Annotated in this window: 24 protein-coding genes; 10 read left to right on the top strand and 14 right to left on the bottom strand. The window is 42.7% G+C overall.

Translation table 11 applies throughout. The annotated features are described in order from the left end of the window. Positions 1-75: 75 nt before the first annotated feature. The 3 genes from urtA to ACE01U_RS10460 form a co-directional block, all read right to left on the bottom strand. The gene (urtA, locus tag ACE01U_RS10470; protein ID WP_395579415.1) at positions 76-1,359 is read right to left on the bottom strand and encodes an urea ABC transporter substrate-binding protein; all 1,284 of its coding nucleotides are present in this window, start codon (positions 1,357-1,359) and stop codon (positions 76-78) included. A 415-nt stretch (positions 1,360-1,774) separates the two neighbouring features. Beyond that, on the bottom strand, positions 1,775-3,655 hold the full coding sequence (gene parE / locus ACE01U_RS10465; RefSeq protein ID WP_086210312.1) for a DNA topoisomerase IV subunit B: 1,881 nt from the start codon (positions 3,653-3,655) through the stop codon (positions 1,775-1,777). Between the two features lie 14 nt (positions 3,656-3,669). Then, a complete protein-coding gene (locus ACE01U_RS10460) occupies positions 3,670-4,245 on the bottom strand; it encodes a YqiA/YcfP family alpha/beta fold hydrolase (RefSeq protein WP_086210313.1) in 576 nt (191 codons plus the stop codon). Between the two features lie 244 nt (positions 4,246-4,489). Here ACE01U_RS10460 and ACE01U_RS10455 point away from each other — a divergent pair, with 244 nt between their 5' ends. Further along, on the top strand, positions 4,490-5,821 hold the full coding sequence (locus tag ACE01U_RS10455) for a PGAP1-like alpha/beta domain-containing protein (RefSeq protein ID WP_086210314.1): 1,332 nt from the start codon (positions 4,490-4,492) through the stop codon (positions 5,819-5,821). Between the two features lie 54 nt (positions 5,822-5,875). Here the strand turns inward: ACE01U_RS10455 and ACE01U_RS10450 are convergent, their stop codons facing one another. After that, on the bottom strand, positions 5,876-6,391 hold the full coding sequence (locus ACE01U_RS10450) for a disulfide bond formation protein B (RefSeq protein WP_086210315.1): 516 nt from the start codon (positions 6,389-6,391) through the stop codon (positions 5,876-5,878). A 19-nt stretch (positions 6,392-6,410) separates the two neighbouring features. After that, positions 6,411-7,988, bottom strand: a complete 1,578-nt coding sequence (gene gshA / locus ACE01U_RS10445) for a glutamate--cysteine ligase (protein WP_395579414.1) — start codon at positions 7,986-7,988, stop codon at positions 6,411-6,413. Positions 7,989-8,212: 224 nt separating this feature from the next. Between gshA and ACE01U_RS10440 the strand changes: the two genes are divergently transcribed. From ACE01U_RS10440 to ACE01U_RS10420, 5 genes are all read left to right on the top strand, one after another. Continuing rightward, positions 8,213-8,752, top strand: a complete 540-nt coding sequence (locus tag ACE01U_RS10440) for a DUF924 family protein (protein ID WP_395579413.1) — start codon at positions 8,213-8,215, stop codon at positions 8,750-8,752. Positions 8,753-8,790: 38 nt separating this feature from the next. Then, a complete protein-coding gene (locus ACE01U_RS10435; RefSeq protein WP_086210318.1) occupies positions 8,791-9,366 on the top strand; it encodes a CC0125/CC1285 family lipoprotein in 576 nt (191 codons plus the stop codon). 16 nt (positions 9,367-9,382) lie between these two features. After that, positions 9,383-10,690, top strand: a complete 1,308-nt coding sequence (locus ACE01U_RS10430; RefSeq protein WP_110974596.1) for a DUF445 domain-containing protein — start codon at positions 9,383-9,385, stop codon at positions 10,688-10,690. Between the two features lie 128 nt (positions 10,691-10,818). Continuing rightward, complete coding sequence (locus tag ACE01U_RS10425) at positions 10,819-11,976, top strand: methionine aminotransferase (RefSeq protein WP_395579412.1); 1,158 nt, start codon at positions 10,819-10,821, stop codon at positions 11,974-11,976. Between the two features lie 124 nt (positions 11,977-12,100). Continuing rightward, positions 12,101-13,468, top strand: a complete 1,368-nt coding sequence (locus ACE01U_RS10420; protein WP_395579411.1) for an MATE family efflux transporter — start codon at positions 12,101-12,103, stop codon at positions 13,466-13,468. 111 nt (positions 13,469-13,579) lie between these two features. On the opposite strand, the gene ACE01U_RS10415 is transcribed toward ACE01U_RS10420, so the two are convergent. Beyond that, on the bottom strand, positions 13,580-14,419 hold the full coding sequence (locus ACE01U_RS10415) for an SDR family NAD(P)-dependent oxidoreductase (protein WP_086210322.1): 840 nt from the start codon (positions 14,417-14,419) through the stop codon (positions 13,580-13,582). 201 nt (positions 14,420-14,620) lie between these two features. Between ACE01U_RS10415 and ACE01U_RS10410 the strand changes: the two genes are divergently transcribed. From ACE01U_RS10410 to phoR, 3 genes are all read left to right on the top strand, one after another. Then, entirely contained in the window at positions 14,621-15,319 is a 699-nt protein-coding gene (locus ACE01U_RS10410) for a TetR/AcrR family transcriptional regulator (RefSeq protein ID WP_086210323.1), read from the top strand. 214 nt (positions 15,320-15,533) lie between these two features. Further along, on the top strand, positions 15,534-16,244 hold the full coding sequence (phoB, locus tag ACE01U_RS10405) for a phosphate regulon transcriptional regulator PhoB (protein ID WP_086210324.1): 711 nt from the start codon (positions 15,534-15,536) through the stop codon (positions 16,242-16,244). Positions 16,245-16,253: 9 nt separating this feature from the next. Then, entirely contained in the window at positions 16,254-17,612 is a 1,359-nt protein-coding gene (gene phoR, locus ACE01U_RS10400; protein WP_086210325.1) for a phosphate regulon sensor histidine kinase PhoR, read from the top strand. 95 nt (positions 17,613-17,707) lie between these two features. On the opposite strand, the gene asd is transcribed toward phoR, so the two are convergent. The 5 genes from asd to ACE01U_RS10375 form a co-directional block, all read right to left on the bottom strand. Next, positions 17,708-18,559, bottom strand: a complete 852-nt coding sequence (gene asd / locus ACE01U_RS10395; protein ID WP_119063331.1) for an archaetidylserine decarboxylase — start codon at positions 18,557-18,559, stop codon at positions 17,708-17,710. Further along, entirely contained in the window at positions 18,556-19,404 is an 849-nt protein-coding gene (locus ACE01U_RS10390) for a sulfurtransferase (RefSeq protein WP_395579409.1), read from the bottom strand. Before ACE01U_RS10390 ends, asd begins: the two co-directional genes overlap by 4 nt. Positions 19,405-19,575: 171 nt before the next feature. After that, positions 19,576-20,778 (bottom strand): nicotinate phosphoribosyltransferase, encoded by a 1,203-nt coding sequence (gene pncB, locus ACE01U_RS10385; protein WP_119063332.1) that lies wholly within the window; start codon positions 20,776-20,778, stop codon positions 19,576-19,578. Between the two features lie 116 nt (positions 20,779-20,894). Beyond that, complete coding sequence (locus tag ACE01U_RS10380; RefSeq protein WP_395579408.1) at positions 20,895-21,389, bottom strand: ankyrin repeat domain-containing protein; 495 nt, start codon at positions 21,387-21,389, stop codon at positions 20,895-20,897. A gap of 138 nt (positions 21,390-21,527) precedes the next feature. Then, the gene (locus ACE01U_RS10375) at positions 21,528-23,048 is read right to left on the bottom strand and encodes a catalase (protein WP_395579407.1); all 1,521 of its coding nucleotides are present in this window, start codon (positions 23,046-23,048) and stop codon (positions 21,528-21,530) included. A 231-nt stretch (positions 23,049-23,279) separates the two neighbouring features. On the opposite strand from ACE01U_RS10375, the gene dtd reads away from it, so the two are divergent. Then, positions 23,280-23,720, top strand: a complete 441-nt coding sequence (dtd, locus tag ACE01U_RS10370) for a D-aminoacyl-tRNA deacylase (protein WP_086210331.1) — start codon at positions 23,280-23,282, stop codon at positions 23,718-23,720. 47 nt (positions 23,721-23,767) lie between these two features. On the opposite strand, the gene ACE01U_RS10365 is transcribed toward dtd, so the two are convergent. The 3 genes from ACE01U_RS10365 to aciT form a co-directional block, all read right to left on the bottom strand. After that, positions 23,768-24,280, bottom strand: a complete 513-nt coding sequence (locus ACE01U_RS10365; RefSeq protein WP_086210384.1) for a hypothetical protein — start codon at positions 24,278-24,280, stop codon at positions 23,768-23,770. A 64-nt stretch (positions 24,281-24,344) separates the two neighbouring features. Continuing rightward, on the bottom strand, positions 24,345-24,824 hold the full coding sequence (locus tag ACE01U_RS10360; protein ID WP_004691804.1) for an SCP2 sterol-binding domain-containing protein: 480 nt from the start codon (positions 24,822-24,824) through the stop codon (positions 24,345-24,347). 150 nt (positions 24,825-24,974) lie between these two features. Further along, a complete protein-coding gene (aciT, locus tag ACE01U_RS10355; RefSeq protein ID WP_004691806.1) occupies positions 24,975-25,310 on the bottom strand; it encodes a ciprofloxacin tolerance protein AciT in 336 nt (111 codons plus the stop codon). Between the last annotated feature and the right edge of the window lie 264 nt (positions 25,311-25,574).

Here is a 25,574-nt window from a genome sequence, read left to right as displayed (position 1 = left end):
CTTAAAAAGTCCCGTATCGGGATGTTTTTATTTAAGAGCCCACAGCCGAAGCTATAGGCTCAGTACTTAAGACAATTATTTAGGAATGTATGGGCTCCAAGGCTCTGCTTTAATCACACTTGGTGTTTTGTAGACCACATCAAACTGACCATCTGCGCGAATCTCACCAATCATGACTGGTTTATGTAAGTGATGGTTTTCTGCATCCATTTTTAAGGTGTAGCCAGAAGGTGCTTTAAACTCTTGACCAGCCATTGCTTCACGAACCTTATCAACATCGGTCGTTCCTGCTTTTTCAACAGCTTGCTTCCACATATTGATCCCCACATAGGTAGCTTCCATCGGATCATTGGTCACGATTTTGTCTGCATTCGGCAGTTTATATTCCACTGCATACTGCTTCATTTTATTGACAAATTCAGTGTTGGTTGGGTTCTTCACTGACATAAAGTAGTTCCACGCCGCCAAATGTCCAACCAATGGCTTGGTATCAATACCACGGAGTTCTTCTTCACCCACAGAGAAGGCCATGACAGGAATGTCAGAGGCTTTGATACCTTGGTTCCCCAATTCACGGTAGAACGGCACATTTGAGTCGCCATTGATGGTTGAAATCACCGCTGTTTTCTTACCCGCAGCGAATTTCTTCACATTGCTCACTATAGTTTGATAGTTGCTATGACCGAAGGGGGTGTACTCTTCCATGATGTCAGCATCTGCGACACCTTTGGACTTCAAAAACGCACGTAAGATTTTATTGGTGGTACGTGGGTAGACATAGTCCGTACCGAGTAGAACAAAGCGCTCTGCTTTACCGCCCTCTTCGCTCATCAAGTATTCCACTGCAGGAATCGCTTGTTGATTTGGCGCAGCGCCCGTGTAAAAAATGTTTTTAGACTGTTCTTGCCCCTCATATTGCACAGGATAGAACAGTAAACCATTTAACTCTTCCACTACGGGCAAAACTGACTTACGAGAAACGGATGTCCATGCGCCAAAAATTACTGCCACTTTGTCTTGGGTAATCAGCTGACGTGCTTTTTCTGCAAATAAAGGCCAATCAGATGCAGGATCAACCACCACAGGTTCTAATTTCTTACCGAGTACACCGCCATTGGCATTGATTTCATTGATGGCCATCAATGCCGTATCTTTTAAAGACGTTTCAGAAATGGCCATCGTGCCTGAAAGTGAATGTAAAATCCCGACTTTAATGGTGTCACCACTCGCTGCTGTGGCAACAGGTTCAGATGCTGCTGTGCTCGCTTTATCTGCAGGTTTTGAACAACCTGTTAAAGCAATACTCCCCATAATTGCAGTTGCAAGGAATGTCTTCGTTAATAATTTTTGTTGGAACATCTCATTTTCTCCAAACTTGAAACTTAGGGTGCATTTTTCAATGCATGATTGTTATTAGCGCTATAGGTGCCAATTCAATTTCTATGCCAAGCAGGTCTAAATGAAGGTTTTAACATTCTTTAAAACATATATTTTTTAATATTTATCAATATCTTAAATAAAACAAAAAATCACACTACGCACCCTAAATTTACCTCATTTTGTTGTTTTTATGCATACAAGCTTGTATACAACATTTGTTCCAAATCAATCCATCTTGCCCACTATTGCCCTTTTATTTTAAGATTTGTGCACAAATTAGGCGCACCCGAAGATTAAATATGCCCATAAAAAAGCACCCTCTAAGTTAGACTAAATGTGTCCAACTTTCGGGGTGCAGTTCAATATGCGGGCTTTTGATGCACTTATAATAAATTTAAACCACTAGCTCTGCCAAATTGCCTTTTTGCTCTAACCACTCTTTACGGTCACTCGAACGTTTTTTAGCCAGCAATTTATCCAATAAACCTGCGGTGAAATGACTATCATCCAAGTCCAACTGCACCAAACGGCGTGTATTCGGATCCAGTGTAGTTTCACGTAGTTGGCTAGCATTCATTTCACCCAAACCTTTGAATCGGGTAATTTGTGGGTTCTTGGTTTTACATTTTTTCAAAATGCTTTCCAGCTCTTCATCATCCAAGGCATAGTGCACATCTTTGGCATCATCAATTCGATACAGCGGTGGCATCGCCACATACAGATGTCCTTCTTCAACCAAGACAGGAAAATGCTTCACAAACAAAGCACACAGCAACGTCGCAATGTGTAGACCATCCGAGTCAGCATCGGCCAAAATACAGATCTTGCCATAACGTAGTTCAGATAAATCATCCGACCCAGGATCAACCCCAATCGCAATGGCAATATTATGCACTTCTTGCGAAGCCAAGACTTCATCGGAAGAGACTTCCCAAGTATTTAAGATTTTCCCACGAATTGGCATGATGGCTTGGAAGTTTTTATCGCGTGCTTGTTTAGCTGACCCCCCCGCAGAATCCCCTTCCACAATAAACAGTTCAGACTCTTCTAAGGTATGTCCAACACAGTCTGACAGTTTTCCGGGTAATGTTGGCCCTGCCACAATCTTCTTACGTTCAACCTTTTTCGCAGCTTTCAGACGACGACCCGCTTTCGAGATCGCCATTTCCGCTAACTGCATGGCAATATCAGAGTTTTGGTTTAACCACAGTGCAAAAGCATCTTTGGCGATATTTTGGACAATCCCTGCTGCTTCACGACTGGATAAACGTTCTTTAGTTTGCCCTGAAAACTGCGGCTCTTGGAACTTGAGCGACAAAATATAGTTCACACCATCCCAAACATCTTCAGCAGAAAGCTTCATGTTTCTTGGCAATAAGCTACGAAGCTCACAAAACTCGCGCATTGCATCGGTCACGCCTGAACGTAGGCCATTCACGTGGGTTCCGCCCTGCGCGGTTGGAATCAAGTTCACATAACTTTCTTGAACCAACTCACCGCCATCAACATTCCAGCAAATGGCAAATTCGGCACTGGCACGCTCGGCATCTCCTGTAGCCACAAAGGCTGGATGAGGCAGAATCTCACGATCTTCTATTTCATCCATCAAATAATCGACGAGGCCATTCTCAAACTGCCAAACAATTTTTTCATCATTGATTTGGTCAACATAATTGATTTGTAAACCTGCAGCCAAAACGGCTTTGGCTTTTAAATTATGCTTCAATGCTTTTAGGGCAAATTTCGGTGAATCAAAATATTTGGCTTCAGGCCAAAAGTGAACAGAAGTCCCTGTCGCACGCTTCGGTGCTTTACCTTCTAATACCACCAAGGGCGCAGTCGGCTCACCCTGCTCAAACGCCATTTGGTAAAGGTTGCCCTGACGTTGAACTTCCACTTCAACTCGGCTAGATAGCGCATTGACCACGGAAATTCCAACACCATGCAAACCACCTGAGAACTGATAGTTGTCAGTACTGAATTTACCCCCTGCATGCAGTTTGGTCAGAATGATTTCAATGCCGCTTTGACCATATTCAGGGTGGATATCGACAGGCATACCACGACCATTGTCTTCCACCGACAGCGAACCATCTTTATAAACGGTGACAGTAATTTTATTGGCATGACCTGCAAGTGCCTCATCGACCGCATTATCAATAACCTCTTGCGCCAAATGGTTTGGGCGTGTGGTATCGGTATACATGCCAGGACGACGACGTACCGGATCTAAACCAGATAATACTTCAAGGGATTGGGCCGTATATTGAGACACGTTGTACTGTTTCCTTATTTTAAGCAGTCCGATAAAAACTGTAATGCCATCGGTATTTTGTCTGCGAAATCTTCCATCGCATGATTGCCTTTCGTTTCCGAAATCACAAGCGCTGCGCCATTATAATAGCGCTCTGCGTCACGATAATCCAAAACTTCATCGCCTTGTTGCAATAACACTAAAATTTTGTCTGCATCTTGCACAAATGGCAGTTCGATCTGCTCAAGATAATCCAACTGTGCATCATCCAGCGTCCAATGTTCATTCACCTTATAAGGCAACTGAGCCACACCAAATAAATCTCTGAACAATTGCCATGGTTGCATAGCAGGGTTAATCAGCACAGCAGGGACTGCCAACTTCGCGACCAATTGTGTCGCATAAAAACCACCTAAACTGCTCCCCACGAGCACCACTTGATCCAACTCTTGAATCAAAGCCGTTAATTTTTCCAAGGCCAAATGCGGAGGCATATTCAAGTCGGGTAAATGTACTTGCCACCCTGAATGGGCTTCACAGTAGTGTTTCAGCAATTGACCTTTTATTGATGAAGAACTGCTTTGAAAGCCATGTAAATAAATTATATTCATGCTGTAAATTTACTCTTCCACATCATCATTTATATTGTGCACTCAAAGGAGATCCTTTTAACCGACTGATTTTTTTTGTATGTATCGAATATTGTCAGACAAAAAAATAAGATCAACCTTACATTCATCGCTATTGTAAAAGTTATTCGAGATGAATTAGATAAGCTAGAGTGCTAAGAATTTATACCGTGATCGTTGAAAAAAATAAAGTCCCTGCCGACACAGAAACTCAAGGGTAGAAAAAATGCCAAGTTTAACGCCTCTGCACGAGACCTATTGTAAATGGGATCGTACTCCTCCCAGCCAAGCCGATGTGCTTGAAGGGGTTGCTCAGCTGCTTACCACGCGCCTAGGCGACGTTGTCCATGATTTAATTCAGGCCATTCAGCGTGAAATTTTAATCAGTTTGTTTGGGATGAACGAGGCCAGCTCAAAAAAGTTTCTATCTACCCGCTACATTGAGAAGCTTTACCAATTTTCTTTCAATACCCTACAAAACTACGGTAGTTATTTATTGGCACCGAGTTTACGCCATATTATTGAAAAATTTCCCAATTTACACCATAAACCCTTAACCCCAACCTTGCATTATTTAGTTGGGGCGCTGAATGGTGTTTTGGGTGACTATTTACTCAAATACCATAACCCTGTGGCACTACCGATGGTGCTGTATGATCATTATGGCGCTGTCCAACAAGGTGAGTTATCTGGCCGTGTGGTGATTATGGTTCATGGTCTATGCATGAATCATTTGTACTGGAGTACAGCGCGTTATGGCGGTATTGGGGAAAAGCTGTTGGCACAACGTGCCCAAAACACGATGTTGTATTTGAACTACAACACAGGGCGTCGTATTTCAGCCAATGGACGTAGCTTTTCTAATACTTTACAAGACTTGCTCAACCGTAACCCCCGTATCAGCTCAATTGATCTGATTGGACACAGCATGGGTGGACTGGTTTCACGCAGCGCACTGTTCTATGGCAAACAGAACATGCAAAGCTGGATTCATGTAGTGGAAAACATGGTCTGTATCGGTTCTCCACACCATGGCGCAGTTTTAGAACGCTTTGGCTTTCATTTACAAGACAAACTCGGGCGTTTCCCATTTGTCAAAATTATCGGGCATGTCGTCAATATTCGCAGTAATGGCATTCTAGACTTGCGTCATGGCAGCGTGCGTGATGACGACTGGGAGCACAATGAGGCACGTATTGGTCAAGTTGATGACAACCGTAAACCTGCTCCATTGCCCTCACATATCAATACATTCTTGATCGCAGGTACGATTGAATTTGAAAAGCGCAAATATCGCGCGCTGAATGTGATTGGCGATTATCTAGTTAGTGTAAAAAGTGCTTTAGGCGAACACATGAATCCACGCTTTCAATTGAAAGTGCCTGATTCGCATAAAGCGATTTTCTATGGATTAAACCATTTTGAACTGCATACCCATGCCAGTGTGGCAGAGCAAATCGTACATTGGTTCTATCCAAATCCAACTGAAACGGAATATGGTCAGGTGCATGAATACATGGTTGGGCTGGATGATTTTGAGGGTATTGCGCTGACCTAAGCCCCTAATAAAGCGCATAAAAAAGCCAACATGACGTTGGCTTTTTTATATTTATTATTTTTTCTTTGCGTGGTTCGGATATTTACGGAACAGCTGCCACAAGCTAATCAACGCCAGTGCCACAAAAAACACCAAAGACCATACCGGTAAAGACTGACCCAAGAACGTCCAATCCACAAGTGCACATTCACCAGAACCTGTCAGTACCTGTTCAAACACTGAACGCAAAGGCAAGGTGTCTAACCAATAATCCAGACCTGGTCCACAACTCGGCACTTGATCAGGTGGTAAGTTTTGTAGCCAAACATGACGTGCTGCCACACCTGCAGACCATAAGACCGATACACTACCAAGAAACGTATAAAAACGTTTAAAACCATTTGATGCCGGGTTATGTAAAAAGGCAATCAGTGAAATTAACCCAAGTCCAATCAGTCCCACACGCTGGAACACACAGAGTGGGCAAGGGTTCAACTGTGCAGGGCCATGTTCTAAATACAAGGCAAAGGCCATACCAATAATACTGGCTAAAACCAACACACCACTCACGAAGCGATAACTCCATTGCATGGTTAATCCTCTTAATTTTTTATCTAAATTGCGCAAGATACTGCTCAAAACTCAGTTGGCTGTCTTGCTCTAATTGTGCTTGCTGTTGTAAAGATACCGTAGCCAAATCATCAAAATAAGCCCATGTCTCTGCACTCAACTGATGACGCTCATAACTTGATGCATGTTGTGCGGCCATTTGGCTACCAAAGCCCCATGTCCCACCCGCTTCCAAAGTATCTTCGATCATCTGTGCCGACAAAGTATCATCAACTTCGGCCACTCTCTGTTGCATGACTGTCATTGCTTTACTGTAGAGTGTGGTGTCATAGCACTGATCTAACAACACAACCAGTTCTTGCATAGCCTCTAAATGAGACTGACTCCATGCTTCAATCGGGAACGATTGCTCACCCACAGCAATTGCGGCATTCGGTGCGCGCCCACGATTGACCACTTCCGCTTGGTTTTTCTCGATTTGATCTTGCTCTGCGGACAAAAGTTCTGGGCTATCTAACAGTAAGCAATACAGTGCCAGTACTTCTAAGAAACCAGCGGTATCTTCATTGATTCCAATCGGGCTATACGGATTGATATCCACCGCGCGAAGCTCGACATAACCAACGCCTCGATTACTCAGCGCTTGGGACGGTGTTTCCCCTGCTTGTGGTACTTGCTTTGGACGTACCAAACTGTAGTACTCATTTTCTATTTGCAAGACATGATCATTAATCTGAATCGGTTCGCCCTGCGCATCATTGAGGCCTAAACGACTAAACGGTGCATAAGCTGTTTTGACTGCTTTTTGTAGACCTTCGAGATAACCGTCGATATTGTTATAATGAATCCCGAGTTGCTTTTGTGCTGAGTTTTGATAACCAAAACGTCCCATCCGCAGAGCAGTTGCATAGGGCAAATATAAGGTTCCGCGCAACAACGGCAATAGGTGGTGTTCACGTCCTGTCATAAAACACTGGCAGACCGATGGACTTGCCCCGACCAAGAACATCACCAATGGCGTGAGACGAATAAAGTTGCGGATCAAACCAAAATAACGATGACTGCGATAATCCTGCGCAGACAAGGCTTTCAGCGCTTCATCTGTCTCATGTTGTTGTAATTGTTCAAACAGCTGATCGGGAAAGGACAAATTATAGTGCAGTCCTGAAATGGTTTGCATCCGTCGCCCATAACGAACACCTAAACCATGACGGTATAGGGTTTTAAACTTTCCAATATTAGATGTGCCATATTGAGCGAGACGGATTTTTTCGTCATCGTCATCCAACATACAAGGCATTGACAAGGGCCACAATTTTTCACCGCTTTCCAAGTGTCGATGTGCCACCGTATGGATATCTTTTAGATAATCCAAGGCCTCAGTAATAGTCGGCTGTGGTGGGGTAATAAATTCTAATAACGCTTCTGAATAATCTGTCGTGATGTGTGGGTGAGTCAGCGCAGAACCCAAAGCTTGGGGATGATCAGCTTGAGATAAAAAGCCATTACTTTGCATACGCAAACTTTCACGCTCAATTCCGCGTAACATCCCTTGCAAAAGTGATGAATTGAACCAAGTCGGTAACACAGCTGTAGATTTAGATGCGGGTTGACCCATTACAATCTCACTTTTTGGAAGAAACAACGACCACGACGAATAAAATAAAATCATCAGTTTAAATCAGTATAACGTGATTTTAACTCGGCACATTACACCCAGTCCTATTTTCAAGTAAACCATCTGTTCTATTTTTCGGAAAATATTTATCACAAAGTTACGCTATTAGACATGTCAAAAGTGTGATTCTATTGAAGAATAAATGCTAAAGAATTGTAAACTTTATGAATTATCAAGAAATTTTAGACTTTTGGTTTGATCCTCAACACCAAACTTGGTGGTTTAGCCAAAATGATGCCTTTGATGCCCTGATCGAAGAAAAATTTAAGAGCATTTATGAGCAAGCCATACATGCTGAGCTCTGGTCTTGGCGCAGTAGCGCTGAAGGACGTTTGGCTGAAATTATTGTACTCGATCAACTGTCGAGAAACCTGTATCGCAACAGCCCTTTGGCCTTTGCTCAAGATGCGCTGGCTTTGGCTTTGGCACAAGAAGCGATTTCACTTAAATTAGATATCGAATTATCAGCGACGCAACGCAGTTTCTTATATATGCCTTTTATGCATAGTGAATCAAAACTTATTCATCAATATGCTTTAAAATTGTTCCAAGACTTGGGTAATCCGATCAATCTCGACTTTGAACAACGTCACAAAGTCATTATTGACCGTTTTGGACGTTATCCTCATCGTAATCAAATCCTTGGACGTAACTCAAGCCAAGAAGAACTGGAATTTTTGACGCAACCCAACAGCCATTTTTAACTGTTCGGTTTCTCCCTCTGTGCTAAGGAGTCTACCTCATGACAAAAATTTTAATTGCCTGCGCATTGGCCACTAGTCTGAGTTTAGTGGGTTGTGCCTCTACCCCCTCAAAACCCTTAACCTTCGACCAATTGGGTCGCTTTAGTAACACACCTTTAAATAGCTCAACCTACCGAATCAGCTTTCAAGCACGTCCCAATATGAGCCATGGTACAGCTGAAGAAATCACGTTGGTTAAAGCCGCACAAACCACCGTACAAAATGGTTATCGCTTCTTTAAAGTGTTGAATGACCCAAGCAATCAGAATCAAGCACCAAGGCAGGCCGTGGTTTACTCTAACCCAATGCCTTATTATCCCTACGGCTATTACTCACGCCACCCAGGTTTCTGGCCCGACCCATTCTATGACACACCACGTCTTGTAAACATTGACCCTGTGCAAGTGTCATACAGCATTCAATGCTTTAAAGACCAAAAATCGGCACCAAGTGATGCCTTTGACGCCACGCTGATTTTACAGTCATTGGGTGGAAAGTATGGCCTAAGCCCAACAGGCGAGGTTTTGCCACCACCTGAACCCACAACGCCAGCGCCCACAACCAAAACAAAGTAAGACATAGAGTTCGCCTATGAATGAAACACAAACGACGTCTTCTAACCTACAACGCAGTAAACGCTTTGCCACTATTGCTCTCATCACTGCAGTCGTGACATGGCTTTTGCTGATGGTAGTTGCTAAGTTTGTCCCGACAGACAAAGTGTGGATCATTCATATTTTGATGTTATCTGCTGAAGCAGGTGTGGTCGGTGGTTTAGCAGATTGGTATGCGATTACTGTGCTGTTTCGTAACCCTTTTGGGAAAATGCCCATTCCAAAGTTTTTGCGCGACCACACCGAAATCATCCCTCGTAACAAAGCACGGATTGCTGAATCCATGGGGCGTTTTGTACAAGAGAATTTTCTTTCACCCCAAGTGGTGGAAAAAAGCTTACAAAGTACCGACCTATCTTTGGCAGTGGGTCAATGGCTCGCCAACCCGCAAAACAATCTACAAATCACCCAAGTGATTCAACAAACCGTGCCTAAAGTATTTGAGTTTGTGGGGCAAGAACAAATTGGCCGTTTTATTCAAAGTAATAGCGTGCAATGGGTGCGTAATACCCAAGTTAATCATTTGGCCAGTGAAATGCTGCGTGCAGTGCTGGAAAATGATTTCCATCAAGATGTATTACAACGCGGACTCGACTTGGCGCATGACTGGATGACCCAACACCCTGAACAAAGTCGCGAGCTGACTCAAACCTTGTTCAAAGAACTCGGGGTCTGGAAGTTGGCCAAAGGAGCCAGTTGGATTGGGATAGATGTTCAGCAAAGAACCATTGACTCACTCATTCAACGAGTAGAGTCAATGCTGGCCGATCCAGAACATCCATGGCGTCAAAAAATTGAAGCGATGGGACATGAACTCATGCTCGAACTGGCAGATGCCAACAGTACAGCCAGCCAACGCTTGAACCAAACCAAAGATGCTCTATTGGATAGTCCACAAGTACTGAATTTTATTAGTGGTGCCGTCGCCATTTTATGTGATGCCATAAAACAAGATCTACAAAAAACCGACTCAGGCATTGCACACAACATCCGTGTATCCATTCAACAGATTGGTGAAAATATCATCTCTAATCAAGCTGTGCGAGATCTACTCAATCAGCGTTTAAGTGGCATTGCAGTCAATCTAAGCGATCAATACAGTGAAAAAGTAATTCGTTTTATCAGTGAACGCATCCACGAATGGGACTCCAGTGTCATGATCGACAAAATCGAAAATGAAGTTGGTGGTGACTTACACATGATTCGAGTCAATGGTGTGGTGGTGGGCGCATTTATTGGTTTAGCACTGGGAATTATTCGTGCGGTGGTCGAAGTACTCTTGTAAACGCACACTTTAGTAAAAACCATTCACCCAAATGTCGGCTTTTAGCCGTAGCTACATGCAAAATTTGCATAAGAAAAAGTGGCCTACTGTGCTATTTTGGATGAATATTTAAATACTTATAAAGATTTATGCTTCAATTACCTACATCCAAACTACCCGCACAGGGCATCACTATTTTCAGCACCATGACTGCCATGGCACAGCGCTTAAATGCCCTAAATCTATCCCAAGGTTTTCCAGACTTCGAAGCCCCCGCTGAACTGCTGGATGCTTTAGCACAGGCCACACAAAGTGGGTTCAACCAGTATGCTCCGGGCGATGGGGTCTGGTTATTACGCGAAAAACTGGCACAGCAGTTTGCACAGCGCGATCAAATTCAACTCGATCCAATCACTGAAATTACCATCACCCCAGGCGCAACCATCGGCATTTTTGCCACCATTCAAGCCGTGGTCCATGCGGGCGATGAAGTCATCATCTTTGACCCCAGTTATGACAGCTATGCACCCAGTGTCGCTTTGGTTGGGGGTAAGGCCGTTCACATCCCTCTGCATGCACCACATTTTTCGGTGGATTGGGAGCAGGTCAAATCCGCGATTACAGCCAAAACCAAACTGATCATTATCAACACGCCACATAATCCAAGTGGTGCCATTTGGAGCCAGCAAGATTGGTTGACGCTGATTGAACTGATTCGCGACACCAATATTTTAGTGCTGTCCGATGAAGTTTATGAGCATCTAGTATTTGATGGTCAACGTCACTATTCAGCACTGTCTTTTCCTGAACTGCGTGAACGCAGTGTGGTGGTGGGTTCCTTTGGCAAAACCTTTCATGTAACGGGTTGGAAAACTGGCTACTGCGTTGCCGCACCAGCACTGATGCAATTATTCCGACAGGTCTATCAGTTTGCCAACTTTTGCGGAGTCACCCCTGTACAACTGGCTTTGGCCAATTATATGCAACAACATCCTGAACATATTCAAAACTTAGCGGGATTCTATCAAGCAAAACGCGATCGTTTTATTGAGGGTTTAACTGGCTCACGCTTTCAATGGCTACCTTCTCAAGGCACTTACTTTCAAAATGTGGACTACAGCCACATTCGGCCCGATTTAAGCGATGTTGAATTTTGCCACTTTCTGGCAGAGCAGCATGGCATTGTTGGCATCCCTGTTTCGGTGTTTTATCAGCAGGCACCCGAAGCACTACGCCTGATTCGCTTTTGCTTTGCTAAGACTGACCAAACGCTGGCACAAGCGACCGAAATTTTGCAGAAAGTCTAATTTTTTGACCGCCACACTCTATTCGAAACTCGCCTTTGCTTACTGAAATACATCGGTTTTTCAGCACAGAACTATGCTAGGGTAAGACTGAAAAATGTAATAAAAATGACCTTCAGGGTGACTTATGTCAGCACACAACCCATTGGTGCAACAACAAAAGCTATGGAAAGCCTTTTTCATTTTCTTGATGCCTTTAATTGCGACCAATATTCTGCAAAATCTGTCTGGAACCATCAACACTGTTTTCGTCGGACAGATGATGGGGGTACAGGCGATTGCTGCAGTTGCTGTTTTCTTCCCCATTCTGTTTTGCTTAATGGCATTCGTGATTGGTCTTTCTGCGGGTTCTACAGTCCTCATCGGCCAAGCATGGGGCGCACAAAATATTGAGAAAGTTCGTGCAGTGGTTGGATCTACGCTATTCATGACCTTGATTGGAGGCAGTTTTATTGCCTTTTTAGGGGTAGTTTTCGCACGTCCAATTTTATCGGCTTTGGGCATAGATGAAAATGTCATGCACCTATCCTTGCCTTATGCACGATGGATGTTGGCGGGAAGCCCACTATTATTTATTTATATTATTTATACCTCAATTTTACGTGGTGTCGGTGACAGCACCACGCCACTCATCGCCTCTGGCATGACCATTTTGATTGGGCTTTGTGTCACACCGATCCTCATCGCTGGCTATTTTGGTTTTCCCAAACTCGGGATTGTTGCACCTGCCATTGCAACAACCTTAGGTTTCGTTTCTGTTTTGGTGTTTTTATATTTCTATTTGGGCTATAAGCAGCACCCTCTAAGACTTGATGCACAAATGCTCAGCCATATTCGCTTTGACCGTCAGCTGAGTAAAATTATTCTGCGTTTGGGGATTCCAACTGGCATTCAAATGATCACCACTTCCGTGGCAGGCCTTGTAATTGTTGGTCTGGTTAACCGTCACGGCGCAGATGCAACAGCTGCTTATGGCGCAGTCAACCAAGTCCTAAACTATATTCAATTTCCTGCACTTTCAATTGCGATTGCCGCATCCATTTTTGGTGCTCAAGCCATTGGTGCGGGCAAGTCCGAGTTATTGGCCAAAGTCACGCGTACAGCGCTCAGCATGAACATCATCATTACAGGCTCCTTGGTGGTGTTGGCCTACCTCTTCTCCAAATATCTCATGGCACTCTTTATCACTGACCATGCGGTAGTTGAGTTGGGGCAACAGTTGTTGTTTATTGTACTGTGGTCGATTTTATTCTTTGGTGCCAGCGCCATTTTTGCCTCCATCATGCGGGCTAGCGGTACAGTCACCATGCCGATGGTCATCAATATCGTGGCGATTATTGCGATCGAAGTGCCCTGTGCCTATATGTTTAGTGAATGGTGGGGACTACAAGGTATTTGGTATGCTTATGCACTGGCCTTTGTCAGCTTATGCATTATGCAAGGACTGTACTATCAATTGGTCTGGAAGAAAAAGACTATTGAAACGCTCATCTAAAATAGGATTTTTGCTGCCCTGCTTACACGCACGCCACGCATCATTCTTTCAGATATCCATCAAAAATGAAGCATAAAAAAACCCGCCAAGGCGGGTTTTTTTATCACGATATTAAGACTTTCTTTGGCTTAATTTGGTCGCAAAAGCGGTCACTTTTTGGTAGCCCGTCGGTAAAATACGCTGGATCAAATCTAGCGTTTTTGCATCATTGCCAATCAATAATCGGCGTTTATCTTTTTGCACCGCCTCTAAAATCTGGCGTGCCGCTTCTTCTGGTGGGCAGCGTAGTAGTTTATTGAAAGTCTGTGCAGACTTGTCTGGATTCATTCCGATGCTACGCAAGCTGTCATTCACTTTGGCAGCATTGGCAATATTGGTTCGAATCCCGCCTGGATGCACACACAAAGCACTCACACCAGAGTTTTCCATGTCCAGCTCTTGGCGTAGCGACTCAGTAAAACCACGTACTGCAAATTTAGTTGCATTGTAGGCAGACTGGGTCGGTTGAGCAGTCAAACCAAACAAGCTTGAAATATTGATGATATGTCCATCGCCTGTTTTCTTAATAAACGGCAGAAATTCTTTGGTGCCGTAGACCACCCCCCAAAAGTTAATTCCTACAATCCATTCTAGCTCTTCATAGGATGCCCCTTCTACCGTTGAACCCAGAGCCACCCCTGCATTATTAAAAATCATATTCACTGAACCATGATTCTGTACCGTTTCTTCAGCCCATGCTTTCATCGCCAAACGGTCAGAGACATCTAATTTTTTCGTGGTAACCCGTACATTGCTACCTTGCAGTAATTCAACTGTTTTCGCCAGACCCTGTTCATTGACATCACTCAATGACACATGACAGCCCGCCTTGGCCAATAAAAGTGCCAATTGTTGTCCAATACCCGACCCTGCACCTGTAATTGCTGCGACTTTATTCTTAAAATTCTTCATGAGATTTTGCTTATCCTTTATCTTTGTACATCGACTGTAGATGCTTTTTTTATAATTGACAATATCAATTGTCATAAATTTGATAGCTAAAAGTGTCAAGTCCATGAAAACCCAATAAAGATCTTTGCTTACGCATAGGTACAGAACTTGTTTATTGTTAAACTACAGCAAATCTTGGCTTTAATAGGGCGATGAAACCTGATGACTGCATCTGAACAAATACAACAAAACAGCGATCACAATAAAACCAAAGAACGCCAATTCAAAGGCTTATCACTTTCTGAGCGTAAACAGCTACGTCGTGAAAAACTGATTGAAGCAGGGATCGAAGCCTATGGTACTCACGGTTTTTTTGCTGTAACAGTGAAAGATATTTGTAATGAAGCCAAACTCACCGAACGTTATTTTTATGAATCGTTTAAAAAAAGTGAGCAACTGTTTCAAACCATTTTTCTAAAACTAATTGATGAGTTACAGCACAACGTCATGCAAGCCATCATGCAAGCCTCATCTGATCCACATAAAATGATTGATGCTGGACTACGTGCTCTGCTCACCACACTAAAAGACAATCCCCGCATGGCACGGATTATTTATATTGACGCGATGTTGGTCCAAGAATTACATAATCAAGCCACCATTCATGAAACCATGACCCGTTTTGACCGAATGATTCAAGCCTTTGTAATGCTGATGATGCCGCAAATTAACCGTTCTGAACGTGAAATTTCACTGGTTGCGACAGGCTTGAATGGTTATGTGACTCAAATTGCAATCCGCTGGGTGGTCAGTGGCTTTAAACAATCCTTTGAAGAGGTTCTATCTTCAAGCCGTATTGTTTTTATTTCACTCTTAGAAACCTTTTCAGACCCCAATACACGTGCAAAACTAGATATCTAAGACGCTCAATTTGGATTCCATCTGCACTTTTAAATAAATTTTAGATTAAACTTCCATTAATTTTTTAATCAAATATGACGATTTTTTGTCACATTTTTTTGCAAATTTCATCAATCGTCTGTTTTTTGCAATGATACTGTCATAATTAATCTTTGTAATAAGCCTGTCATAAAATTAAAACGGCCTGCCGTTACCTACAATAGGATATTGCGTTGTGAAAGATGACTACATTTTAATCGTCGATGATGAACTTCCCATTCGAGAAATGATTCACACCTCGTTGGATATGGCAGGCTTTCAATGCTTACAAGCAGAAGATGCAAAACAAGCCCACCAAATGATTGTGGATCAGCGTCCTGCATTGATCCTACTCGACTGGATGATGCCTGGCGGGGTCAGCGGTGTAGATCTATGCCGCCGCCTGAAACGTGATGAAAATCTCTCTGAAATTCCAGTGATTATGCTCACGGCACGTGGTGAAGAAGACCATAAAGTACAAGGTCTGGATGCTGGCGCAGATGACTACATGACCAAACCGTTTTCGACCCGTGAATTAGTTTCACGAATTAAAGCAGTTCTACGTCGTGCCAATGCCCTCAGTGGTGAAAAATCAATTGATGCCAATGGCTTAATCTTAGACCCTGTCAGCCAACGAGTGAGTTTCGGTGACCATATTCTAGATATGGGACCAACAGAATACCGTTTATTGGCGTTCTTTATGACCCATCCTGAGCGTGCTTATACCCGTGCTCAACTTCTTGACCAAGTTTGGGGTGGAAACGTGTATATTGAAGACCGTACCATTGACGTACATATTCGTCGTTTACGTAAAGTGCTTGAGCCTTATGCTGCTGATCGCTTTGTACAAACAGTGCGTGGTACAGGTTATAGATTCTCTACACGTGCGGATATCGCTCTAGGTTAATTTTCTTTTATGTATGAACCCTACCCAGTCCCAGAACTTGCACGCGAACATAAAAAAACGCGATACAGCAGTTTATGGGGCTTTGCCAAACAGGACTTACGTCTGCTTGCCTTTTTCTTGCTGATTGCGAGCTTGATTGGCTTTGGTGTTGGTTATTTTTGGACGTGTATCGCGGTTGCCTTTGCCGTTTTTTTTATTCTGCAAATGCGCTCTTTGTATTTGGTCAATGACTGGATTTCTAACCGTCCCTATGAAGTTCCACCCAACTTGGGGGGCATTTGGGGAGCACTATTGTTCAATGTCTACCGTGCCCAGCGCCAAGAACGAATCGTACAGGCGGAAATGGTCGGACTGATTGATCGAGCACAGTCATCCTTGGTCGCTTTACAAGAAGCAGTGGTACTGGTCGATGACATGCAACAAATTGAATGGTGGAACCCTGCCGCAGAGCGTTTGTTGGGCATTGAACAAAATGATCGTGGCCGCAATATTTTGACTTTATTACGCCAACCGAATTTTGTGGATTATTACAATAATATTGATGCTGCACCAGACGGCTTAAAAATGAAGTCATCCAGCTTTGATGAGCATTATGTTCAGGTCAAAATGACTCGATTTGGGGGTGAAAGTCGCTTACTGGTCGCCTATGACGTGACCCGCATGCACAATCTTGAACAAATGCGTAAAGACTTTGTCGATAACATTTCGCATGAACTACGCACACCACTCACAGTACTCAGTGGTTATATTGAGACTTTTACAGACCAAGAAGACCTCAACCCACGTTGGAAGCGGGCTTTTGACCAAATGCAAGCCCAAGCCAAACGTATGAATGCCTTAGTGAATGATTTACTGTTATTGTCACGCTTAGAAAACGACAAGCAGATCGCAAAAAATCAAATCATTGATATGCCAAGTTTGATGAACCAACTCTATGATGATGCACATGCCTATAATATTGATTATGGTCATACGCTGAATCTTGACATTGACAGTCACTGCGACTTGATCGGTTCTGATATGGAGTTGGCCAGTGCTTTTAGTAACCTGATTACCAATGCCATCAAATACACACCAAAAGGTGGAACCGTGACCATGGGCTGGCACGACAATGGTGAACAAGCTTACTTCACGGTGGAAGATACAGGTATCGGTATTGATCCCAAACATATACCACGTTTAACCGAACGTTTTTATCGGGTCGACAGTGCACGTAGTCGACAAACGGGTGGCACAGGTTTAGGACTCGCAATTGTGAAACACGTGTTGATGCAGCACCAAGCACATTTAGAGATTGAATCTAAAGAAAACCAAGGCTCTATTTTTAAAGTGATTTTCCCCAAAGAACGCACCTATAATCCTGAATAAGCCTTTCTTCAAAAGTATGAAAAAAGCACCGATATCGGTGCTTTTTTGTCACTCATCTTCCGTTTAACAAAGACAGAGACCGAGAGCTGAAACGATTAAAGCGTGTGTCCCATCGCTTCACCCATCACCACAGTCGAGTTGGCTTTAAAGGCTGCATCCCACGTCATTTTGTCTTTTTCAAACAGTACCACAGCGGTTGAACCCAAATAGAAGCGACCCAGTTCAGCACCTTTATCCAAGAACAGCTGATGCTGATTTAACTCTAAACGGCCCGTAGGTTTCACCTTGCCAGTTGCAACGGTTTCAATCCCCGCCACAATCATGGCACCGACTAAAACCACGGCCATACGACCGATTTCTGTATCAAATAAACAGACCATACGTTCATTGCGGGCAAACAAGCCTGGAATATTTTCAGCAGTCGTTTGATTGACCGAGAACAATTCACCCGGTACATACAACGTTTCCGTCAATGTGCCTGCAAATGGCATATGCACACGATGATAATCTTTAGGTGATAAATATACTGTTGCAAACTGACCATTTTTAAACGGTTCAGCCAACTGCGGATCCGCAATCAAATTATCAACAGTAAACTTCTGCCCTTTGGCTTGGAAAATATCACCTTCTACAATTGGACCCAGTTGCGAAATAGCCCCGTCGGCAGGCGACACAATGCTGGTCACATCAGTATCAATATCACGCACACCCTCTTTTAATGCACGGGTAAAAAACTCATTAAAAGATTTGAACTTCAGTGCATTGCTTTGCTCCGCAATCGACATATCAATGCCGTACTGCGCTTTAAAAGCCGTGATGACTGCATTTTTCACAATCGGGTTTTCACTGGCTGCAACTTTACCCACGACACGTGATAATTGATGTTGCGGTACAACACGTTGTGCCTGAATGAAAATTTGTTTTTTTAAGCGTGATGTGAGGCTCAAGACGGCATCTCTCCGGTAATGATAGGACTGTCGAGGCGGTTGCCCCATTCACTCCACGCACCGTCATACGCCTGAATATTCCAACCCAATAAACGACCTAAAATATAAGCCAGTCCTGAACGGTGATGTGACTGACAATACACCACCACAGGTTCATTTAAGTTAAAACCCAATTGCTCTAAGCGTTGCTGCGTGCGTTCTAAAGGGTGCAATCTTAAATGATTTTCACGGTTAAGTGCAGTACTCCATTCAAAATGTAATGCATTTGGAATGTGACCACCGCGTCGCGCTGCAAGGCGGAGACCCGTATATTCATCTTCTGTTCGGCAGTCCCAGAGTTGGACCTGACTACTTTGAACTTTGTCTAATAACTCAGTATATTCAATTCGATACTGCTGTATTTTGGCTTGATCGACCTGTACCAAAGCACTGACAGATTCAAACTGCTCCACCTCAGACGTCGTTGGCAATCCTGCTGCAAGCCATGCATGAATTCCACCATTCAGCAGGCTGGTATTTTCAAAACCTAAGCAGTGTAAATTCCAAATCAAACGCCCAGCCCAAGCACCACCTTCATCATCGTAAACCACCACATGATGCTCGGGTGAAATATTCAGATAAGAAATCAGTTCTCGTAGCCCCTCAGCATCGGGTAGTAAACCCGTAGCCTGTTCGTCTTGGCGTACTAAAAATTTTGGCTTTAAATGCAAAGCATGTGGAATATGCAACTGGTCATAGACCGAGGCGCGACTTAAATCTACGATGCGTAGTTTTTCATTGCCTAAATGCGGAACCAACTGTTCTGCTTCTATCAGTAAGCCAAAATTAAAGGCAGAATGTGTCATATTATTTCGTATATTTTCAGGTCATGCTTTGATCTTAGCACAACTCATTTTTACAATTATTCTGATTTTTTGCATTCCTTTAGCAGAATTATAGATATCTCTATTTGTCTCATTTAAAAAGCGTAATGCCAAAATGAATTCTGGCATTACAAACACTGGAGTTATATAAACTTATACCTCAGTAATCTCAAAAATTTGACGTAAATAGGCCAAAAAAGTATCGTTATCAGTCATGGTCTTACCTGGACTATCTGAAATTTTCGCAACCGACTGACCATTACATTCAACTAGTTTAAGCACAATATTTAGTGGCGTTTGCCCCATGTCATTGGTCAAATTGGTGCCTATCCCGAAACTCACTTGAAAACGGTCTTTGAAATAGTTGTGTAAATCCCACGCTTTCTCTAAATTCAGCCCATCACTAAAGGTCAGCATTTTGGTTTTACTGTCAATTTTCAGCTTTTTATAGTGAGCATAGGCCTTATCACCCCATTCATACGGGTCGCCACTATCATGACGCAAGCCATCGAACAGTTTGGCAAAGTACAGATCAAAATCACGCAGGAATGCATCCATCCCCACCACATCCGTCAAAGCAATACCTAAATCACCGCGGTACTCTTGTACCCACGTTTCCAGTGCTGATTTTTGGAAATTACGTAAACGTACATCCAACGCTTGGAAGGCTTGTAGGAATTCATGCGCCATGGTGCCAATCGGGGTAAGACCTAATTGCTTCGCAATTAAGACGTTACTGGTACCACGGAAAATATGTGGTGCAGCTTGATTAAACACTTCAATCACATGTTTTTGCCACGCCAGACTATAGCGTCGACGTGTACCAAAATCAGAAACTAGAAATGGGGGATCATTTGGGGTTTGCGATGTTTCATAGTGTTTTAATAAGGCCACTTTAGCTTGTAGTCGACGTTCGCCCTCAGCCATGACCTCATCTGTCCGAATACGACGGAAATACAACTCATTGACGATGGCAAGCACAAAGATTTCAAACATCATGGCTTGAACCATCGGCCCTTCAATCCGAATATCTAAACGACCTTGGTGATCAATACTGGCCACAATAAAACGACGTTTGAGTTGAAACAACTCTAAATAATCAACAAAGTCACTTTTGATAAAGCGCAAACCGCGTAGATATTGCAGTTCATCATCTTGAAAACGCAGTAGGCAAAGCAAATCTAATTGGTGATTTAAATCATCCAGAATGTCGACCAAAGGATAAACCGTGTCATCCAAATTACGGCAACGAAACTGGTACACACTATGTGCTTGAGGGAACTTATGCAGTACCACCTGTAGCATCGTAAATTTGTACAGATCAGTATCTAATAAGGATTGGATGATGGCAGACATATCATTTTCGGTTTTTAGCAACTTATTGCATTAAAGCACATTTTTTTAAACTGCATAGCCATGTTTTAGTAATTCACTAGTGCTATTCGACCAAGGTTCAAAGTGAAATGTGCTTTTTACTTTTGTTGAGACTCTGTTTCTATCCATTTTTCCAGCTGTTGTTCTTGACCAATCACTTTTGCAAATTCTCGTACTGTTTTTTGACCTGTCTGTTTGGCCTGTACATCACAATCAACTTGGCGTAGCTGATTGGCAATCGACCATTCCAACTTAAATATTGCCCCCATAAGAGCCGTATTGCCTTTGTGATCGCGTAAACATCGGTCAGCACCATGTGTTAATAACAGCGTTACGACATCTTGATGACCATAATAACTGGCGATCATGAGCCCAGTAAAACCTGCGTGGTTTTTCTGATTGACTGGAAAACCATACTTTAAAAATTCACTCATCACATCTTGATTGCCAGTTCGAGCTGCAGCAAAAAATAGATCTATTAAAGCTTGTTGCGATTGCGCTAAAGATGCTGTCGAAGTCGTTTGTTCTGCATAGACAACCGAAGTACTTAGACTGAGCACTGCAACCATTAAACCGTTAAATAGAAATTTCATGACATATCTTCCACTGTTTAGCGGTTAAAAATACAATGCCTGTAAAACTCGCCCTAGGGTTGCAGGAAAGGTTCTGAGTTTTACAGGACTTTTGGGAGGTGACGTCCTCGCCCTAGTCACCAATTTTGTTCAGACGTATTAGTCTTGTAGCAATGCTGCTTTAGCTTCTACTTGCTTAAGATTTCCTTTGGTTGCCGCGGTTAAACGTCTGCCATAATCTGCATCCGCTTTATAAAAATATGACAACATCAGATTTTTGGTTTCTGGATCTTTGACTTGACCTAAGTCGGCCGCAAGGTTCCGAATCAAATCATTTTTTTCCTGTGTTGAATAAGAGCGGTATAACTCACCAGCTTGTTTAAAAGGCTGTTCTTTTTGAATCGCCTGTTGCAACACTTTTTCACCCAGAGGTGTATTCACAGCCTTGGCATGTAATACCGCGGACTTAGGCTCGGCACGACTGGGTTCATAGTTCACATCAGAATCACGATGCGACATATTCATCGCGCCTTCCTGATTGTTATTTTGGACAGCGACAAGCGGACGGTTGACAGGAATTTGTTGATGGTTTGCTCCCAAACGATACATTTGCGTATCTGAATAAGAGAAAATGCGACCTTGCAACAAACGGTCTTCTGATGGTTCGATACCTGGGATTAAATTTCCTGGTGCAAAAGCTGATTGTTCCGTTTCATTAAAGAAGTTCTTTGGCATACGATTCAGTGTCAATGTTCCAACTTTGAATTCTGGAACTAAATGAGTTGGCCAAATTTTAGTTGCATCCAATGGATTAAAATCAAAATTATTTAAGTCTTTAGGATCAATAACTTGAATATACAAGTCCCATTTCGGGAAATGACCTGCATTGATATTGTTATACAAATCATTGGTTAAATGGTTGAAGTCCTTCGCCTGCATTGCAGCCGTTTCTTCTAGATTCATACCTTTTACCCCCTGCTTCGTACGGAAATTAAATTTCACGTACTGATATTCACCTTTAGCGTTATAAAGCTTAAAGGCATGTACCCCAAAACCATCCAGATTACGATAGCTCACAGGTGTACCCAAATTTGAGTAAACATAGGTCAACATGTTGACTGACCAAGGTTGGCTTTGTAGAAAGTCGAATACGCGATTGGCATCTTGTACATTTGACACAGGACTTGGCTTCATGGCATGAATGAAGTCTGGAAATTTGATGGCATCACGAATAAAAAACACAGGAAGATTATTTCCCACTAAATCCCAATTGCCCTCTTGTGTGTAAAATTTCAAGCCAAAACCATGTGGATCACGTAAAGTTTCTGGTGAACCTTTCGGATGAATGACGGTAGAAAAGCGTAAAAATACAGGGGTTTTAGTGCCTCCCTTAAACATGGAAGCCACGGTTAAATCGGATAAATCTTTGCTTGCAACAAACTCACCATAGGCCCCTGTACCACGCGCATGTACGACTCGCTCAGGAATACGCTCTCGGCCAAAGCGTTGCAGTTTTTGAACGAGTTGAACATCTTGCAGTAAAGTCGGTCCGTATTCGCCCGCAGTTATTGAGTTCTGATTGTCTCCGACTGGTGCACCATTATCTTTGGTTAATGTCGCTGCTTGTGTAACACCCGTCGCAGTTGCCAACATTGCAACTAACAAAGAAAACTTAAACATCGTTTCTATCTCACTAAAATTCCTACCTTTCCTGCGTCAGCCAAGATACAAAAATTACACAAATTGTTAAAACGGATAATTTTCATAAATTTAATCGGTTTATGGAATAGTTTGATCTTTATTCGCTATTCTTCAGTCATTTATGTGCAAAATATGCTTGATGATCTGCTCAGGCAATATAGGTTTGCTACAATTCCACTTTGCATAATCAAGCGATAGATCAAATCAATCATGCGAGCCTTATTACAACGCGTTCTCGAAGCCAAAGTGGTCGTCAATGGTGAAACCACTGGCGAAATTCAACACGGTATCTTGGTTTTCTTAGGTATAGGAAAAGATGATACCTTCGAAAAAGGGAAGAAACTGGTCGATAAGATCTTAAAATATCGTTTCTTCGATGACGAACAAGGTAAAATGGGTTGGAACGTGAGTCAGGCAGGTGGTGGAATCTTACTGGTCTCTCAGTTTACCTTGATGGCGCAGACGCAAAAGGGCTTGCGTCCTGACTTTGGACCCGCTATGCCACCAAATGATGCCCAAGCCTTATATGAACAATTGGTTGACTATGCCAAGGCCCAGTTTGAAACTGTACAGACAGGTATTTTCGCCGCCGATATGAAAGTACATTTGGTCAATGATGGCCCTGTGACTTTTAATTTAGAAGTCGAATAAAAAAGCAACGTATCAAAAAGCCCTCAGTCGAGGGCCTTTTGATAGGATTAAATTTGCTTGATGAATTGTGCTCGCGCCAACATATCCTTAGGTACTTCATCAATGAGCATAACAGTAAGATTTTGATTGTTTTGCATCTTGTTACTTTCAGTATTAGAAATCTCTAAAAGTGTATTCACATCATTAGGGCTTAAGCTATACATAGCACCAGTAGCAGGATCAACAATCAAAAAGCCAACTAATCCACCAAAAACGATATTAGCTATATACCAACCATTCATTTTTGCAGTGACATGTACGGTTTTCTGTTGATAGCCTTCTTTTGAAAATGTAACGTCATAACTTGCGGGTTTAAAATACCCATTACCACGTTTAAGAGTGACCGTTGCAGGGGTTGAGCCTGTATGAATTTTCTCACCCAGTTTATTTGTGATCACAATATTTGCTGTGTCAGGAACTGACTTAAATGTCAGTGTCTGCGTTGAGCCAGACATAATACTCGCACAACCTGTTAGTGCTAAAGATGCTGTCATTAATGTTGCAGTTAAAAAAGTTTTCATAAAAAAATTACCCCCATAATTTGGGGGCAATCATATTGATAAATATATTATTTTTCAATAAAACTTACTTACCCGTTTTTTCTTTCAAAAACGCACGAGCGGCTTTAATTTTTGCTTTCACAGGCTTTGGTAGCTTTGGCGGAACCAATTTTGCAACTTGGTTAAACCAAACCAAGAGACCAAAATCACCTTCCATTTTAATGCTGCCGTTTTGCATGCCGGTCATAAATGCGGTTGGATCACCTTTGATTAAAGTTTTCACACCCTGCTCACTGTCCGCAAACTGTAAAATAAAATCGGCTTTTTCAGCATCACCTGAAACGGTATCAATCTGTCCATTATTGACAATAATTTGGCGGGCCATACCCAAATCCGTACCAATCTGAATACGGAACTGACGCTCATGAACCAATTCAATAAATTTTGGGCTAGTGCGTGCCAGTTGTTTCATACGCAGTGCCAGACCTGTAACCATTAAATCCAGCGGATCCGTGCTGACATCAACCAATGGAAGTTTAACCACAGGAATTGAAGATAGTTTCATGACATGTAAGCCTATTGTAATTGTTGATAAATTGACTGTTTCCAATCCTACCACAAGTTGCCATTTTTACTGCTAGGCTTTGTATAACAATCATGTAAGAACGTAAAAAAGATGCCCTAGGCATCTTTTTGTACGGTATGTACTTATGACTTAGCGGCTAGAACATTGCTGTTGGTCATCTTCATATACAGGTGTATGTTCAATACAACGGCGCTGCGCCAATGCACGTTCTGCACGACGGTCTTCACGTAGAAGTAACATCGTCACAATAAGCATCGCTGAAGTTAAAGCAGTTAAGTAGCTATAAGTGATTGGCATTTCAAAGACTGCTTGCACACCTAGGCGAATGACTTCCAGTATTCCCCAAAACACCATACCCGCCACCATAAAACTCAACCAGCGACGATAAGGCGAAAAGAAAACAGCAATCAACGCAGCGGCGACTAAACTCAAGCCAACGATGGTAGCTAAATTCGCTGTTACCATAAAAACCTCCGTCTAAGATCAGTTCAAGCGATCTATACACTGCGCTGAACCCATCCCCTATACCGTTTAAAATTAATGGATTGTGTAGCTTTCAAACTCTATGCATGCATTATGAGCAGTTTTGAAAAGAAAAAAAGGCTTGTATTTTTAGAATGCGACATACCTTGTCGCCATATTATATTGTCATTACATTTTTTAAGATTTGAACTTTTCCAAAACAAAGACATGCTCGGTCTTGGCGTGTCATTACAAAATAAAACCCTT

The organism is Acinetobacter halobius, from assembly GCF_044130335.1.
Taxonomy (GTDB): Bacteria; Pseudomonadota; Gammaproteobacteria; order Pseudomonadales; family Moraxellaceae; genus Acinetobacter.
The sequence above is the reverse complement of the archived record's forward strand: the minus strand, read 5'-3'. Positions and strand labels throughout refer to the sequence as shown.